We start from the raw sequence: 15,946 nt of genomic DNA, 5'->3' as shown, positions 1-15,946 counted from the left end.
TTCCTGGGTGCTTCCGGCCTTCCATCCTTATATTACTCGGATGCTGCAATAAGACTGGCATTGCCTCCGGCCGCGGTTGTATCCACACAAAGGTGACGCTCAACTACAAAACGCTGGTCTAGCGTAGGTTCGGTGATCAGCGGGAGCAATGCGCCATCGCGTTTGGCCAGAGCCTGGCGATACTTGCGCAACAAGGCCTGTTCGGCACAGCTTACAACTGCCTCAAAGCCTCCGGCGCTTGCCAGTACGTCCGGATCCAAAAGCCCATCAACGCCCACTATGGGCAGCTCAGCCTGGGCTGCGCGAGCCACGACGTCTTCAACACCCGGAGCAATAACCACCACCTTGTTGCCCTGCGACAATGCCATGGCGGCTTGTGCCAGTGCGATTTCCTTGTCTGGCCCCAAACACAACACGGTTCCACGGGCGTGGTTTGTAAGGCGGTTAAGCTCACCGGTTGGCCCGGGCAGTTCTTCTGCATGGGCATCAAGGGGCTCTGGCACCCTGCCAAAAACGGGCTCCATGGCGTCAACCCTGGCTTCCGGGGAGGCAACAGCAAGTTTGTCCAGGCTCGCAATCAGCCCTTTCAGCTTCTTGCCATCAATGGTTTTAGCACCGGGATCCGCCGGGCGCTCAACGCTGGCACCTTTCAGGAAGCGTCGCACGTACTGTGGGCCACCCGCTTTCGGGCCGGTTCCGGAAAGGCCTTCGCCGCCAAATGGCTGGGAACCAACAATGGCACCAATCTGGTTACGGTTAACGTAGGTGTTGCCAACCTTGATGCGGCTGACAATCTGGTCAACACGATTATCAACCCGGCTGTGGATACCGAATGTGAGGCCGTAGCCTTTGGCGTTTATGGCATCGACAACCTTGTCGATATCCTTGGCCTCAAAAGTTGCTACATGCAGGATGGGCCCGAAAATTTCTTCTTCCATCTCTTCGATCCCGCTCACTCTGAGCACAGCAGGTGAGACAAAAAGGCCTTTATCTGGCACTGGCAGTTTTTTCACTAAACGACCTTCACGCTCAAATTTATCGCAGTGGTCGACAATTTTTTTGCGGGCCGCCTCATCAATAACTGGCCCCACATCTGTAGACAGCGCCCAGGGATCACCAATACCCAGCTCCTCCATGGCGCCGTAAAGCATTTCCAGCAGGTTATCAGCTATGTCTTTCTGCACATACATGATCCGCAATGCAGAGCAACGCTGCCCGGCACTCTGGAAGGATGATGCCAGCACATCACGAACAACTTGTTCAGGCAGCGCTGTTGAATCCACAATCATGGCGTTAAGCCCACCGGTTTCCGCCACCAGCGGTGCGTCTGGCGCCATGTTTTCTGTCATCACCTTGTTGATACGCTGAGCGGTTGCTGTGGAACCGGTAAAACAAACCCCGGCGACTCGGGAATCAGATGTGAGTGCCGTACCTACGGTGGCACCCGTACCCGGTAGAAGCTGAACAGCATCTTTGGGAATACCGGCTTCGTACATCATTTCAACCACACGATACGCCAACAGCGATGTTTGCTCCGCCGGTTTTGCAACCACTACGTTACCCGCCGCCAGGTTAGCAAGAACCTGGCCAGCAAAGATGGCCACCGGGAAGTTCCAGGGTGAAATACAGCAAATAACGCCACGAGCTTCGCCATTATCTTTATTGCGCAGCCCCTCGTTGGCATAAAACTGTGCGAAGTCTACCGCTTCGCGTATCTCCGCAACGGCATCGAACAGGGATTTTCCAGCTTCCCGAGTCGTCAGCGCAAACAGTTCGTGAACGTTTTCCTCCAGCAGATCACCCACTTTGCGCACGCAGGCAGCACGGTTTTCTGCAGACATGGCCGACCAGCCGGCAAAGCCTTGTTCAGCCGCCGTAATGGCTGCATCAACATCGGCCTCATTGGCGTGGGTAATATGGCCAACCAGATCATCCGGGTTAGCCGGGTTTGTTACTTCCAGCACGTCGGTACTGGTAGTGTTGCCGGCAATCAACGGCCCCCCGGTCCATAAATGACTGCGGAAAGCTCCGCGCCCTTCATTTATACGGGCAACGGTCACCGGATCGGTAATATCCCAGCCTTTCGAGTTACGGCGCTGGTCACCGAACAATTCTGTTGGACGGACAATCACCTGGCTGGACAGCTTGTTACCAAGTTCCTGCACCGCATCAATCGGGTCCTTCGCAATTTCTTCCGGGGTGATGCGAGTATCTACAATCTGGTTAACGAACGAACTGTTGGCACCATTTTCAAGAAGTCGACGCACCAGGTATGCGAGCAGGTCACTGTGTTTGCCTACAGGCGCATAGATTCTGCATGGTACGCCGCTCTCACTGAGAACCTGGTTGTGCAGCGATTCACCCATGCCGTGCAGGCGCTGGAATTCATAGGTCTTCAAGCCTGCAGCATTGGCCAACTCGCGCACGGCAGACACCGAGTGCGCGTTATGGGTCGCAAACTGCGAATAGATACGATCGCTCATTCCCACCAGTTTTTTGGCACAGGCAATGTAGGCAACGTCACTGCACGCCTTGCGGGTGAATACCGGAAAGTCCGGCAGCCCCATTACCTGAGCGCGCTTGATTTCTGCATCCCAGTAAGCACCTTTCACGAGGCGGACCATAATGCGGCGATCGAGCTTCTCAGAGAGTGCATAAAGCCAATCAAGAGTGTGGCCCGCACGCTTGGCAAAGGCTTGCACCACAACACCAAAACCTTCCCAGTTAGCCAGTGTGGGATCAGACATTATGGCTTCGATAACATCCAGAGACAGGTCCAGCCTGTCCTGCTCCTCCGCATCAATGTTGAAGCCCATATTGGCGGCGGCGGCCTTTTTGGCCAATTCGAGGGCGCGGGGCACCAATTCATTCATTACCCGCTCTTTCTGGCCATACTCGTAACGGGCCAGCAGTGCAGAAAGCTTGACCGAGATGCCGGGATTTTTACGCACATCGCCTTTACAGTTTTTGGCGATGCTATCGATAGCGTTTGAGTAGGACTCATAGTAGCGACGGGCATCTGCGTCGGTACGCGCGGCTTCGCCAAGCATGTCGTAGGAGTAGGTGTACCCCTTAGCCATGTAGGATTCTGCTTCGCTCTGGGCTTCTTCAATGTCGCGACCCAAAACAAACTGACGCCCCATTTCCTTCATGGCCTGGCCCGCAACCGTGCGAACCACTGGTTCACCGAGGCGCTTAACCAGCTTACGCAGCGTGTCGCCCACTGTATGGCGCTCAGAATCCTTCAACAGGTTGCTGGTCATCAGCAAAGCAACCGTTGTGGAATTGATAAATGCCGAGGTCGCTTTCCCTACATGGGCGCCCCAATTACCAGACACAATCTTGTCTTCAATAAGCGCATTGATGGTTGTGTTATCGGGTACCCGCAACAGTGCCTCGGCCAGGCACATGAGCGCCACACCTTCTTTGGTGGTGAGACCATACTGCGCAAGGAACTTTTCCATGATGGTGGCTTTGGCACTTTGCCGAACACTGCGTACAAGGTCTGCCGCGCGGGCCGAAATCTTTTGTCGTTCTGCGTCAGACAACTGTGCGGCAGCAATCATCTCATGGATCACTTTATACTCATCTTCGAGATAGTAATCGCGAACCGCCTGCCTGCTGCTGGCAAGCTCGGGAGCTAATGATTGCTGCGATATCATAGTTGTACCCTCTCAGTTATTTATCTTTACCGCATTCTACCTACAACGGCTCAGACTGTTTGACTGTAAACTTCAGAAAGACATGCCACTACGGCCATATTGGCCGTCAAAAATGTATTAATTCTCCGATATGAAATACAATTTTAGCCAACTCGACCTTAATCACCGAGTTGAAACAGCCCAAGACCCTTGCGGTGTGTGGCATCCATAGCCTACAGCATAGTGCCCTTACCCGTGACTTGCCCAAAAGTCGCGGTTTTACGCTTTGTAGAGGATAAAACAACGTGAACGAGCTGGACCGAATCGATCACTCCATCATTCGTGAGCTGCAAAAAAACGCGCGAATTACTGTTACTGAGTTGGCATCGAGGGTGGGTTTATCCAAAACCCCCTGTCAGGTACGCATGCGGCGGCTTGAAGATCAGGGGTTTATTACCGGCTACACCGTGCTGGTCAACCAGTCCAAGCTTGGGCATAGCCATATCGCTTTTGCTCAAATCACATTGAGTGACACCAGCAGCGAGGCGCTGAAAGCGTTTAACGCGGCCGTTAAAAAAATCGCAGCTGTGGAACAGTGCCATATGATTGCCGCCAATTTCGATTATCTGATGAAAGTACGAACACGCAATATGGCAGAGTATCGGCAGGTTTTGGGCGAGCAGATTTCTGCTCTGCCCCATGTGCTGCAAACCAGCACCTTTGTGGTGATGGAGAATGTGAAGGATGCCGGGCTCTGAGCGTTCTACTTGTTGACTCTGGCCAAGCCCAGAGCGGACACGGTCAAACCCAGCTCACCGCGATACATCGCATTGCCGATACCCAGCACAATGTTCCCGACCGTAAAATTGGAGGATACGGCACTGGCGCCACCGGGTGAGCGAGATTCCAGAACAAGTACCAGCCGCAGGAGGTCCAGAAGGCGGATCACCAAATCAAGAGTGCCGAAATCTTCTGGAGCATCATTAATCTCAGCCATCACATAAGCCCTGGCAGCCTCTACAACAAAGGCTTCATGGCCGCTTAAATGCTCTATTTCGAGGCATTTTATGGATTCTACGCGCTGCTGCCGCTCACGCCTGATGGCCTCCAAACACACCTGCCCGGCGTTTTCCGGTAAATCACCCTGCCGCAGAAGGCCGGCAAGCCGGAAGTCTACCTTGCCCTCACTCCGCATCTGTTCATATTCGTTTTTCAGGCTCTCTTTTGCATGGGGAAGGTATCGGCGGATCGCCGTTTCCCGCGCTCGCTCCAGGTCTTCAGCTGTAGCCAGATTTACCAGCGAGCTCATCACCCGTACACAGTGCAGCAAGTGCTGCCAGACGGCTAGCTCAATGGATTCGGGGTTATCTGGAAGAACCCGCTTGATAGACACAAACTCGAAATAAAGCGCCGTCACCTCCTGCTCCGAGAAATCAGACGTCCGGATAATCCGCCGCAGCCCCAGCTTTTCAATGTCCTGCAAAAGGCTTGGCATCAGCATAAGAACGTAATGTTGCGCGCCTTCCGAAATCGACATGTCTTACCATTACTCCGGTATAAACCTACCCTTACCATGGCACAGTGGACGACGCGACGCTAAACCTGAACCTGAGTCCGGCCTTGCGAAAACTAATCCGGGAAGGCCGGCGAGGTTTCCCTGACCTTGGCCCGCCGCGCCATGTGAAGCACACCCACACCTAGCGCCATTACGAGCAGCGTGAGCCAAAGACCGTTAGTGTAGTTGCCCTCCACATCCGCCAGATAACCCACTATAGCGGGAGCCAGCATTTGGGCGATGCCATAACTGAAGGTAAGCCGGCTCATGGGCCGGGAGGGATTTTCGGGGAACACCCGCCCCACCATTGCCAGCATCATACTGACAATACCGATGAAGCTGGCTCCGTAAATCACAGCACTGAGCATGACACTGGCCATACTCGTGTCTACGATCAGCATCAGAATACTGATCGCGTTGAGTGTGTAAGCAAGGTAAAGAGCGGTCCACTGCCCCCAACGACGGGAGAAAACATCCCATAACCAGCAGGCGGGCGTGGCCGCCAGCCCCGCAATCAGCCAGATAAGCCAGCCGCGACCACTGAGCTCTGGCATGGATTCAGCAATAGCCACCAGAAAGGTTGCCGTCACCACATACCCGACCCCGGCACAAAAATAAGCCAATTGCAGAATAACGATAAACCGGCCGCGATCTTCGCCAGCAATCGCGCCGCCAGTTCTCGGCAGGGCGCAGGCACGATAATCCGGCATCCAGCGCCACACAGGAACTGTCAGCGCCAACCCCACCAGCCCGTAGATCACCCATTGCTGATCCCAACTGTAGGGCTCTTTGATCAGCTCTGCCAGCACGGCTGTAAGAACAATTCCGAGCCCGATGCCTGAAAAAAACACGCCAAGCTCGGATTTTTCATTGTTCTTGATTAGCCAACTCATCAACAAACCCGCACCGAGCAGCATGCCGGCTGACGTGCTCAGGCCAGAGACAAAACGCAGTACATACCACAGCCAGACCTCGGTGGTGTAACCCATAAGAACCGTAGAAACCACCGCGACAACAAGGCCGAGCTGATACAGTTTTACCTTGAGATCAAGATCGCTGACCCGCGTAATCAGAAGCGCCCCGGTAAGATAGCCGGCATAATTCACCGTCGCCAGCATGCCAACCACAGACTGGCTCAGCCCGAGCGCTTCCATCATCTCGGGGATCATCGGCGTGTAGGAGAACCGGGCAATCCCGACCATGACTACAACCGCGATCACACTGGCTGCCAGCACCCTTATTGTCTCTATGGATTTCACAGGGCGCTCCTGTTTTTTCGGGACAGCTGGCGGTCAGGCCCGGCTAAGAAACTTCCTCTCTTCCACGTTGATCTTGATGCGATCACCCGTGGATATGTGCTCAGGAACCTGAATCACCAGGCCTGTTGCCATTTTGGCGGGCTTGGTACGAGCCGTTGCCGAGCCACCCTTTACTGAAGGATCTGTCTCTTCAATATCAAGCTCAACAATTGGTGGAAGCACCAACGCAACCGGTGCCTCATCGACCAGTATTACCATAACGCCCTGAGTATCTTCCGTAATAAACAGCAACTCGTCAGCAATGGCTTCCCGGTTCAGGCTATACTGGGTAAAGTCTTCGCTATCCATGAACACATACTCTTCTCCATCAGAATAAGAGAAGGTAGCTGGCCTGCGCACAAGGTCGGCCAGATTCAGCATGTCGGTGTCTTTAAAGGTTTCATCGATCTTGTTGCCCGTCACCACGTCATACATGCGCATGCGGTAGAGACTGCCGCCAGCACGACCCTGAGGCACAGAACGATCAATGTCCTTGACGAAATAAACCCGACCTTCGTATTCAACTGCAGAGTTCTTCTTGATTTCACTTGCTCTAGGCATCTTTTAAAGCTCCAAAACAATCTCGAAACGCATCCATACCGGGCAAAAGCCGGCGTGCTATTACACGCGCAATTCTACCCTCAGACGTGCCCTGTCGATACAGGGCAAGACGATACTATAGGCCATTCAGCTAAAAGCTTCCTGAGGCCAACCCCAGATTCGCATAAGAAATAGCAATTTGATGTAAGCTATGCAGCATTGTGACCATCGTCTTTGCTCTGGACTTATTTCATGCCGACGCACCGCGCATGGTCGGCACGCTGATGGCTAAACTGAAAGGTGTTATGAAAGTACCCAAGAGATTGCAACCCCTGGTCGACGACGGTCTGGTGGACGAAGTGCTTTACCAGCTTATGAGCGGGAAAGAGGCACAGGTTTACGTGGTGCGGTGTGGCGAGCAGGTACGCTGCGCCAAGGTATTCAAGGAAGCAAAGAAGCGAAGCTTCAAGCAGGCCGTTGAATATCAGGAAGGCCGAAAGGTGCGCAACAGCCGCCGGGCACGAGCCATGAGCAAAAAAACACGCTACGGCCAAAAAGAACAGGAAGATGCCTGGCTCAATGCAGAAGTGGATGCACTCTACCGCTTGGCTGAAGCCGGTGTACGCGTACCCGAGCCCATGGGCTTTGTAGACGGCGTACTGCTGATGGAACTGATTACCGATGCCGATGGTAAAGCTGCTCCACGTCTGGATGACGTAACCCTCACTCCGGAACAGGCTCGCGATTACCACGGCCGAATTATCGCCGAGATAGTTCGCATGCTGAGCGCGGGGCTGATCCACGGCGACCTGTCAGAATTCAACGTGCTGGAAGACAGTAACGGCCCGGTTATCATCGATTTGCCCCAAGCGGTTAACGCCGCCGGTAACAACAACGCAGAACGCATGCTGGAGCGGGACGTGGATAACATGCGCCGCTATTTTGCCAGGTTTGCGCCCGACCTGCTTGTAACCGATTATGGCAAAGAGATCTGGGCACTTTACGAGCGTGGTGATTTGCAGCCCGACAGCAAACTGACGGGATGCTTCGAGCACGACACCGCCAGCGCTGATGTAGAAGAGCTTATGGCCGTAATTGAAGCAGCCAAAGAGGAAGAGAGAGATCGGTTGGAGCGCATGCAGTTAGACGACGAGGACTAGTTCTCGTCGTCCTGTCGTTCACCAGGCAAGCCAGATAACGTGCTTTGCGCCTTTGCCCGGCCGGTGGGCGCGCACGGTGACAGCCTCTGCCGACAATCCGGCGCGCTTCAGGCGCTCCGTAAACGCAGGATCCTGCCCGGCTGACCAATAGGCGAGAACACCCTCAGGCCGCAGTGCGTCCTGGGCTGCGGCAATGCCCGCTGCAGAATACAGCCAGTCGTTCTCCTTGCGCGTCAGTCCCTCTGGGCCATTGTCGATATCCAGCAGAATGGCATCGTAACTGGCCGGTGAAGCCTTGATCAGCTGCACCACATCGCCGATATGCACCTTGGCTCGCGGATCTTTGAGGGGATAGCCCGAAGCACTACCCAAAGGACCCAGATTCCACTGTTCTACCTCCGGCACCAGCTCGGCAACGGTCACTTCTGCGGTATCACCTAGCGACTGCAAGGCCGCTGCGAGGGTGAACCCCATGCCAAGCCCGCCTATAAGCACTTTTGGAGCGGGGTGGTCTGCAATGCGCTCACAGGCCAGAGTTGCCAGCGCATCTTCAGAGCCGTGCAAGCGGGTATTCATTAGCTCACCGCTCGTGCCGGCAATGCGGATAGAGAATTCATCATTGCGCTGCAGGAGTCGCAGCTCGGTACCCTTTCCGGGAATAATTGCAGTGCCTAGCAACTCGAAGCGAGCCATAAAAACCTCTGAAATGGATTCAGGCGCGTTCACCAAGGCGGCGCCCAACCCACGAATGGTACATCCTCGCCAGCATAGGCCGAATCAAGGGTAAGGAAATCAGCCATGCCAAGGGTTTCAATAAGAAAACTCGCGACATCAGCAGTATGTAAGCGTCCATCTCACGGTGAATTTCACCCTGATTATCTTTCACGTGCAGTTCACGGAGTGCTTTATAAGGATCAACACCCTGTTGGCGTAACTCGTCGTCTCGGCCCGTGATATCAAGCCACTCGACCGACTCTCCGGTTCTTCCCGCCAGCTTTTCATACCACCGCCGATCCCTGACACAAACGGGGCATGAGCCATCGTAAAAAACGATCAGTTTGCTCTGAGATTTCTTCATAAGCGCCCTCCAGTCATAAAGAAAGCCTGAATGACACTCTAACACATCACCACATCCGGTTTTTTTCTCAGCCGCTGGGCTCCGGATTCGTAACTACCTTGGTGTTCGTAGCCGAGCTGTTGGCCTCAGCAATGGTTCTGGCGGTGCGCTCAAACGTCAGGGCAATACGCTCGAACATACCCTTGACGGTTGCCGTTTGCGTATCAGGCTCTTTCGCTGAGTGAATGGCCGCCAACAGCTCTGCACTCACCTCACGAAACCGGGCATTCTCTTTGCCGCGGGCACTCATCAGATAAGTTTTTGCCAGAACCGCCTGCCACTCGGCGAGCTTCGCGTCCACCTCCGCACTGCGGTGATTCTCGATTCGCCGGCGCAGGCGAATCGACATATGGCCTATGTTGAGACCGGTAAAGCCTAAATCCGTCATGTGTCGACTGGGGTTACCCGACCCCTGGTCATAGTTAGCCAGTCGTAACAGGCGCTCTCCCATGCGGCCATTGAGCCAGTTTTCAGGCCTCCGCTGGTAATCTATGCTGGTAAGGTCGCGGGCTGTTGCATTCAACAAACGACGCTGCATTAGCTGCCCGTCCAAAGGCGTGATCAGTTTAAACACCCAATAGAGAATACTGATACCCACAAACAATCCCAGGGCATTACTGGTGGCAGCATCTGCATGGAAAACCATATTACTGCCCGGCTGAACGATAAGCGTAAAAGGGATACAGATGCCCAGACCATAAGGCAGTGTTGGCCGCTCTGCCAGGGCCAGCAAACCAATAAAAAAGGGGCCGGCAAGTACCAGCACCAGTAGCTCGAAATCCCCACTGCTTTTGGCAAGCAATCCCAGCCCGTAAACAAGCGCCACTGGAATCGCCACTACAACACTGAGTAACAGGCGCCGCAGCATATTCATCAACACCGCCAGCGAAAACCGGGCAAATACGATTGAAAACACAACTGGCATAATCATCAGCATTATGGCCGCAGGGCTGCCAGTGCTCATCCATATCGCGGCCCCGATTGCGAACACGACCATGGTCCGGAAGCCATTAACAACGCCAATCAGGGGATCCCTGTGGGTTTTTAGCTTGGAGGCCTTGAGCAGTGTCTGGTCGCGATTTTCCAGCGCATTATAGGCCCGCAACACCATAACCAGATCCGCCACCAACTCCACTGCGGTCTGGGTGAGACGAATAACAATGGCCGATTCGTTCACGTAAGCCGCTTTGTGCTCCAAAAGCGCACGCCTGAGTTCCTGCGCCTGATTGTAGGATTCTTTGTAGCTGGGGGCCTTGGCGATGGCGATGAACAGCATCCGCATATCTGCAAGCAGCACACCAAATGCGGGTGAGACCAATTCCGGGTGATTTCGAGGGAAGCGCCCCATTATCTGGGTGACCGCCAGCAGAGACATCACCTTGTTGACGAGCAGGTGGGCCGCCCGGCTGCGCCCCGGGCCTTCGGGCCCTTCGTAGGCCACGGCGCTGGAATCATCGCTCAGCACAATCAGCGTTTCCAGAATCTGGTCTGCGTGCTCGTGGCGCTGTTTATGGGTGCTGGTCGGGTCCAGTTCCAACGAGAGGTATTCAAGTGTTTTGTTGATGACATCACGGGCGTTGTTGCGAAGGCTTTCCTTGACCGTCACCGGCCATAACAGCCGGCTGACCAACATGGCACAGAGGGCGCCCACGCTGATTTCACTGATACGGGACCGCGCAATATCAAATACGGCGCGGCCGTCGACCGCGCCGGGGTCAGCCACCACCATAATCACCACCAATCCAGCCGTCATTGCCGACATGGCAAAAGCGTAGATGAAGTTGGTGTTATGCACCATGGAGGAGGCTGCAGAGTTGAGGCCAATCCAGAGTGTAAGGCAACCTAACGCCAGCAGCGGGTATGGCATAAAAAACGCCAGAATCAGAATCCCAACACCACCACCTATCACCGAGCCTGTAATCTGGCACAGAGCCTTTTCGATCACCAATCCGCTTTCCGGACGGATCTGCAGGAACACCGCAGACACCACCGCCCAATAGGGGCGGTCAAGCTGCAGATACATGGACACAAACAGCGCCAGCGCCATGGATATCACTCCTTTCAGAGCAAATACCACCGTACGTCTGTTTGGCGTTAGTAGCTGAGTCAGCAGCTGGTGGAGCGCCAGGGATGCCACTTTTCTATTCTTCTTCCTGATCGTTTTCCGCATCTGTTTCCAGGTAAATGGAAACCGTCATGCCGGCACTGATGTTGAGACCTTCTGGCAGAGGATCAAGCGCAATATCAACAGGAATTCGCTGGGCCAAACGCACCCAGTTAAACGCCGCCTGTACCTTCGGCAGCATCTGGCTATCGCTCTTGGTGTTAGGGTCCGCAATGCCCCGGGTAATACTGACTACCTCTCCGGTCAGCTTTTCGCCGCCGGCAAGCAGGGTAATCCGGGCCTTCTGCCCCTCATGTATCAGTTGCAGTTTGGTTTCTTCAAAATACCCGGTCACATAAAAGGAGTCGTTGTTGATCAGCGATAATACCGGCTCCCCTCTGGACACATAATTACCCCGGCGCAGGCCAAGGTTATTCACAATCCCGCTTTCCGGCGCCAGCACTTTTGTTCGCTCCAGATCGATCCTGGCCGTATTGAGCTCGGCTTGTGCAAGCTGGTAACTGGCCTTGGCTGTCTCGGTGCGAATTCGGTATGCCTCCAGACTTTCCTCGCTGATAGACTGGCGGTCTGCCATACGCTGCCGCCGATCGTATTGGTGCCTGGCGAGATCCCAGCCTGTTCGCTCCTGGGCGACCCTCGCATTGCTCTCTGCGAATTTTGCCCGGTAACGGGTGTCGTCAATGGTGAATAATGGTTCACCTTTACTAATGAGCTGGTTATTCCTCACATTGAGCTCTGTTACCCAGCCCGACACATCGGGCGCAATAGTGATGATATCTGCCCGAACTCTGCCATCTCGCGTCCAGGGAGAGTGAAGGTAGTAATCCCACACCCAGGTTCCGGCAAAAACCGCCGCAACCACCACCAGCAATGTCAGTCCAATACGCCCAAGCTTTCCCATGAGTGCCCTTTAGTTCCCGAACAGATAAACAATTGCAGCCAAACAACACACGAATACAGCCACATCAAACCAGGCTTTCTTCCAGATATAGCGGCGCAGGCCGGTATAGTGCAGAACGCCTCGCGTAATGGCCGCAAGAATAAATGCCAAGGGCACCAGCACCACAAAAGGGCTGAACAGCATTCCACCAATACTCATCTCGTGAAGCATGTCACCCCTGTTACTGCAGCTCTGTCGTCATTATTTTGCGATTAAGTGTTTGATGATAGGTGCGATTTAAGCATTTCGCCAACTAGCGTATGCTAGCAATCTGAGAGTGTATCTACAGCCTGAATCTGCTCTTCTCAAACCTCTTAGGCTTGAGTTTACAGCAGACAGCCGCCACCTACGCATGAGGTGAGTTTAAGACAATGTCGCCAGCATTTATATTTGCAATTTTCGCCGTTGCCTTGATCGCACTGTCGGTGTTCTATCTCTTCTTCTACCGCACCTGGCGGCGGGAGCGGGAGCTGGAACAGCCTTTCCCGAAAGCCTGGCGCAAACACCTCCAAACAGCGGTGCCACTATACCGCCAACTGCCACCCCCTCTTCAGAAATCACTGCGCGATCAGGTTCAGTTATTCATCGCAGAAAAGAACTTCTATGGATGCGATGGCTTTGAGGTAGACGACCGTGTTCGGGTAGCCATTGCGGGGCATGCCTGCCTGCTGACGGTTAAGCGTTCCTATGGGGATTACGACAGTGTGCGCAGCATTCTTGTTTACCCGAATGTTTACCGGGTGCAAGCGCCTGAACGAGACGGCATGGTGGTTGGGGTAAGCGATCAAGTCAGGGCTGGCGAGGCTTCGTCTCTGGGCCAGGTTGTCTTGGCCTGGTCAGAATGCGAAAGCGGCGCTATGCAGCGGGGAAGCCAGCACAATGTGATTCTTCACGAATTTGCGCACCAGCTTGATTACCTGGATGGATCAGCTGATGGCGCGCCTCCCCTGGGCGGTGAGCAGGCCAAAGAGTGGCAGGAGATTATGACCACCGCCTATGATCATCTTCGCCACTCCCTGAGGCACCGCAGCACCAGCTGGCTTGACCCCTATGGCGCAACAAAACCGGCCGAGTTCTTTGCGGTGCTGACAGAAACCTTCTACCAGCAACCGCATCACCTGAAAGAACAACAACCGGCCGTGTATGGCCTGCTTAGGGACTACTACCGGCTAGACCCTGAAGAATTGGCCCAGGGCTAGTGCTCTTTAGCCGTTAAGGCCCAGGTTCTGGGCATCTTTCTCGATGCTTTGATCCAGCAGCTCAAGGTAACCCGCTTTGGTTTTTACCTTGGTTTGGGCGTGGGCTCTCATGTTCAGTTTACGGAAGCCCTGGGCGACCTCATTCGCACGGTTCATCAGCTGTTCCGGAGCAACCACCTCGTCCAGGTACCCCGCGTCTACTGCGCCTTCCGGGCTGTAGATTTCGGCATTGATCACCGAACGGTAAAAATGGGCTGGCGCCAAGCGGTGGCGGGCAATTTCGATGCCTGCATGGTGCATGGTCATGCCAATAGCCACTTCGTTCAGGCCCAGCTTGAAGCTACCCTCAATACCAACCCTGTAGTCCACAGACAGCAAAATAAACGCAGCTTTTGCCAACGCATGCCCACTGCACGCACCAATAACCGGAAACGGAAACGCAGACAGTCGGCGGGTGAACTTTGAGCCGACCGTAACCAGCGCAGCTGCTTCCTTCATGCCCTTTTGCATTTCTTTCAGATCGTAGCCGCCGGAGAAGATACCTGGCTGTCCAGTCAGGATAACTACGGCCTTATCCTGTTCTGCCTGATCAAGGGCCTTGTGCAGTTGTTCAAACACTTCGTGACTCAGGGCATTTACCTTGCCGTTGTTAAGCACTACGGTCGCAACACCATCACTGAGTGAGTAGCTTACTGGATCGGTCACCGGCGTTTCCTCTTGGTGGATTAAAGTCTGATTGCGCGGAACTTTGCCAGCTTATGCCTGTAGCCACAAATAATTATTCACAGAAGATGCTCTTCTGAGCGGTTTATCCGTTTCTTCGCCGCAGGTTCATTCGCAACTGAGCTTTAAACCCTTTCTTTGAAGATAGAGGGATCAGGTAGCTGCTTCCCTCTTGTTCGGCTTTGCTGCCGCCACGTTCGCTCCACTGCTCATCTGTGGTGACATAACGCAAGTTCCAGCCATCCTCGGTGGGCGTCATTTTCAGTGTGAGTGTGTCCCGGTATAGATACTCCCCCTCGACCCGATGTTCCGTCCAAAGGGCTCCATCAACAAAATAATCCGTGGCGGAAACGGCAAGCTCAACGGTCATCACCATGGTTCGTCCCCGATCAACGGTGATTTTCGAGCTATCCAGAAAGGTGGAAAACAAAACTGGAGAGCGAGCAGAGTCAAGCCCTGCCTGCTTTGGTTTCATCATTTCATCGAACTTTCGCAAAACCGCACTGAATGTTTCTTTGCGTCTTTCTGTCAGACGAAAGCTGCGCGCACCCCGGGGCGACACAGTGGCTTCAAAATAATAAGAGGCGCGAACCCGGCGGCCTTCTTTTCTGGCTTTTTCTACGGATGGAGGCAGTGGCAGAGATTCCACATCCATCACGCCATCAACGCGCACATCGCCAAATAAAAAACGCACCAGGTTCTGGTATCCGTCCTCCGAGTTAACAATACCGTAAGGGCCGCTGTGACTTCTATATACAAAAGCTCGAGGTGCCCCTTGAACGGCCGCGTTCTCGATAGCAACAAGGCCATCGCTCATCTTGCCCGCAAGCCACTTTGATACGCCTTTGGCGGCACCGTAGTCTTGCTGGTTGGTTCCAACGAGACAGAAAAACCGATCCGGGTCGAACTTGCCGTCCAGTGAGTCGACTCTGGATGGCTTGCGGTCGAACCCCAGGTACTCCGCCATGGTTGCACGATTGAAGTTGTTGATATCCCAAAGCCCGAGAAACGCCGGCACGTTGATTCCGGCCATTTCTATGCCGTTGTGTGGTGTGGCATAGGTAAACACCTTATCCACCATTTGCTTCACTGCCGGAGTGCTGATTCCACCATTCTGCAGAAGGCATCGGCATACCAGGCCGCCCATGGAGTGCGCCACCAGGTTTACCCGGAATGCCGCCCTAAGCGCCTGGTCGTCACCACATAGTCGATCACGAATATTCAGAATCAAATCCCCTAGCTGCAGTGCAGCGGCGGGAATTGATAACGGTTTACCTTCGCCAAAGTCCCTGTCGGCCTGATCGTAATATCGGTAGATAACCACGGTTTTATTGGTAATCTCCCGATCGACTTCGGCGCCATCAGAAAACGCATCTGTGTAGCCGTAATCTTTCATCAGCCGCATCATGGGGGATTCAAATATCTGTTTGTAAACGCTGCCATCCCAGGACTGGCGCACCCTTGTTGCACCCAGGTTAAAGCCCATGTAGGGCATGGAAACAGTATCGGCAATTTCGCTGGCGGTCATGGCGTAGCCACGAACGTAGATGATGGGGTGGAACTGGCTCATGGCTCATGCATCCTTTCAGACTGATCCTGCTCTGAGGTATGCGATATTCGTTCCGGATATCTGTTTATGCGTTAGGGG

Annotated in this window: 14 protein-coding genes; 3 read left to right on the top strand and 11 right to left on the bottom strand. The window is 54.1% G+C overall.

Features of this window, described 5'->3' with window-relative positions; genetic code table 11:
* Positions 1 to 32: 32 nt before the first annotated feature.
* Complete coding sequence (putA, locus tag CDH47_RS03895; RefSeq protein WP_100638493.1) at positions 33 to 3,662, bottom strand: bifunctional proline dehydrogenase/L-glutamate gamma-semialdehyde dehydrogenase PutA; 3,630 nt, start codon at positions 3,660 to 3,662, stop codon at positions 33 to 35.
* 284 nt (positions 3,663 to 3,946) lie between these two features.
* On the opposite strand from putA, the gene CDH47_RS03890 reads away from it, so the two are divergent.
* Positions 3,947 to 4,399 carry a winged helix-turn-helix transcriptional regulator gene (locus tag CDH47_RS03890; RefSeq protein WP_100638492.1) on the top strand — a complete coding sequence of 151 codons (453 nt, stop codon included), beginning with the start codon at positions 3,947 to 3,949 and terminating at the stop codon, positions 4,397 to 4,399.
* Positions 4,400 to 4,404: 5 nt separating this feature from the next.
* On the opposite strand, the gene CDH47_RS03885 is transcribed toward CDH47_RS03890, so the two are convergent.
* The 3 genes from CDH47_RS03885 to efpL form a co-directional block, all read right to left on the bottom strand.
* On the bottom strand, positions 4,405 to 5,178 hold the full coding sequence (locus CDH47_RS03885; protein WP_100638491.1) for a hypothetical protein: 774 nt from the start codon (positions 5,176 to 5,178) through the stop codon (positions 4,405 to 4,407).
* Positions 5,179 to 5,270: 92 nt separating this feature from the next.
* Entirely contained in the window at positions 5,271 to 6,455 is a 1,185-nt protein-coding gene (locus CDH47_RS03880) for a YbfB/YjiJ family MFS transporter (RefSeq protein WP_100638490.1), read from the bottom strand.
* A gap of 33 nt (positions 6,456 to 6,488) precedes the next feature.
* Positions 6,489 to 7,055 carry an elongation factor P-like protein EfpL gene (efpL, locus tag CDH47_RS03875; protein ID WP_100638489.1) on the bottom strand — a complete coding sequence of 189 codons (567 nt, stop codon included), beginning with the start codon at positions 7,053 to 7,055 and terminating at the stop codon, positions 6,489 to 6,491.
* Between the two features lie 284 nt (positions 7,056 to 7,339).
* Between efpL and CDH47_RS03870 the strand changes: the two genes are divergently transcribed.
* The gene (locus CDH47_RS03870) at positions 7,340 to 8,194 is read left to right on the top strand and encodes a PA4780 family RIO1-like protein kinase (protein WP_100638761.1); all 855 of its coding nucleotides are present in this window, start codon (positions 7,340 to 7,342) and stop codon (positions 8,192 to 8,194) included.
* An 18-nt stretch (positions 8,195 to 8,212) separates the two neighbouring features.
* Here CDH47_RS03870 and CDH47_RS03865 read toward each other — a convergent pair whose 3' ends face one another.
* The 5 genes from CDH47_RS03865 to CDH47_RS03845 form a co-directional block, all read right to left on the bottom strand.
* Positions 8,213 to 8,887: a spermine/spermidine synthase domain-containing protein gene (locus tag CDH47_RS03865; RefSeq protein WP_100638760.1), complete on the bottom strand. Its 675-nt coding sequence runs from the start codon at positions 8,885 to 8,887 to the stop codon at positions 8,213 to 8,215.
* A gap of 19 nt (positions 8,888 to 8,906) precedes the next feature.
* Positions 8,907 to 9,272, bottom strand: coding sequence for a thiol-disulfide oxidoreductase DCC family protein (locus tag CDH47_RS03860; RefSeq protein WP_100638488.1), 366 nt, complete (start codon positions 9,270 to 9,272; stop codon positions 8,907 to 8,909).
* Positions 9,273 to 9,339: 67 nt separating this feature from the next.
* On the bottom strand, positions 9,340 to 11,448 hold the full coding sequence (locus tag CDH47_RS03855) for an FUSC family protein (protein ID WP_239985559.1): 2,109 nt from the start codon (positions 11,446 to 11,448) through the stop codon (positions 9,340 to 9,342).
* A gap of 4 nt (positions 11,449 to 11,452) precedes the next feature.
* On the bottom strand, positions 11,453 to 12,337 hold the full coding sequence (locus CDH47_RS03850) for an efflux RND transporter periplasmic adaptor subunit (RefSeq protein ID WP_100638487.1): 885 nt from the start codon (positions 12,335 to 12,337) through the stop codon (positions 11,453 to 11,455).
* Positions 12,338 to 12,346: 9 nt separating this feature from the next.
* Positions 12,347 to 12,547 (bottom strand): DUF1656 domain-containing protein, encoded by a 201-nt coding sequence (locus CDH47_RS03845; protein WP_100638486.1) that lies wholly within the window; start codon positions 12,545 to 12,547, stop codon positions 12,347 to 12,349.
* Between the two features lie 200 nt (positions 12,548 to 12,747).
* On the opposite strand from CDH47_RS03845, the gene CDH47_RS03840 reads away from it, so the two are divergent.
* Positions 12,748 to 13,575, top strand: coding sequence for a M90 family metallopeptidase (locus CDH47_RS03840; RefSeq protein WP_100638485.1), 828 nt, complete (start codon positions 12,748 to 12,750; stop codon positions 13,573 to 13,575).
* A gap of 6 nt (positions 13,576 to 13,581) precedes the next feature.
* Here CDH47_RS03840 and CDH47_RS03835 read toward each other — a convergent pair whose 3' ends face one another.
* Together CDH47_RS03835 and CDH47_RS03830 are read right to left on the bottom strand one after the other, a co-directional pair.
* The gene (locus CDH47_RS03835) at positions 13,582 to 14,280 is read right to left on the bottom strand and encodes a crotonase/enoyl-CoA hydratase family protein (RefSeq protein WP_100638484.1); all 699 of its coding nucleotides are present in this window, start codon (positions 14,278 to 14,280) and stop codon (positions 13,582 to 13,584) included.
* A gap of 103 nt (positions 14,281 to 14,383) precedes the next feature.
* A complete protein-coding gene (locus CDH47_RS03830; RefSeq protein WP_100638483.1) occupies positions 14,384 to 15,868 on the bottom strand; it encodes an esterase/lipase family protein in 1,485 nt (494 codons plus the stop codon).
* Between the last annotated feature and the right edge of the window lie 78 nt (positions 15,869 to 15,946).

It is taken from the genome of Marinobacter salexigens, assembly GCF_002806945.1.
Classification (GTDB): Bacteria; Pseudomonadota; Gammaproteobacteria; order Pseudomonadales; family Oleiphilaceae; genus Marinobacter; species Marinobacter salexigens.
Note: the sequence above shows the minus strand (reverse complement) of the source record. Positions and strands in the feature narration are given on the sequence as shown.

Coding starts and splice junctions, on each gene's coding strand:
- putA (WP_100638493.1), bottom strand. CDS start 3,662: ATGATATCGCAGCAATCATTAGCTCCCGAGCTTGCCAGCAGCAGGCAG.
- CDH47_RS03885 (WP_100638491.1), bottom strand. CDS start 5,178: ATGTCGATTTCGGAAGGCGCGCAACATTACGTTCTTATGCTGATGCCA.
- efpL (WP_100638489.1), bottom strand. CDS start 7,055: ATGCCTAGAGCAAGTGAAATCAAGAAGAACTCTGCAGTTGAATACGAA.
- CDH47_RS03870 (WP_100638761.1), top strand. CDS start 7,340: ATGAAAGTACCCAAGAGATTGCAACCCCTGGTCGACGACGGTCTGGTG.
- CDH47_RS03865 (WP_100638760.1), bottom strand. CDS start 8,887: ATGGCTCGCTTCGAGTTGCTAGGCACTGCAATTATTCCCGGAAAGGGT.
- CDH47_RS03860 (WP_100638488.1), bottom strand. CDS start 9,272: ATGAAGAAATCTCAGAGCAAACTGATCGTTTTTTACGATGGCTCATGC.
- CDH47_RS03850 (WP_100638487.1), bottom strand. CDS start 12,337: ATGGGAAAGCTTGGGCGTATTGGACTGACATTGCTGGTGGTGGTTGCG.
- CDH47_RS03845 (WP_100638486.1), bottom strand. CDS start 12,547: ATGCTTCACGAGATGAGTATTGGTGGAATGCTGTTCAGCCCTTTTGTG.
- CDH47_RS03840 (WP_100638485.1), top strand. CDS start 12,748: ATGTCGCCAGCATTTATATTTGCAATTTTCGCCGTTGCCTTGATCGCA.
- CDH47_RS03830 (WP_100638483.1), bottom strand. CDS start 15,868: ATGAGCCAGTTCCACCCCATCATCTACGTTCGTGGCTACGCCATGACC.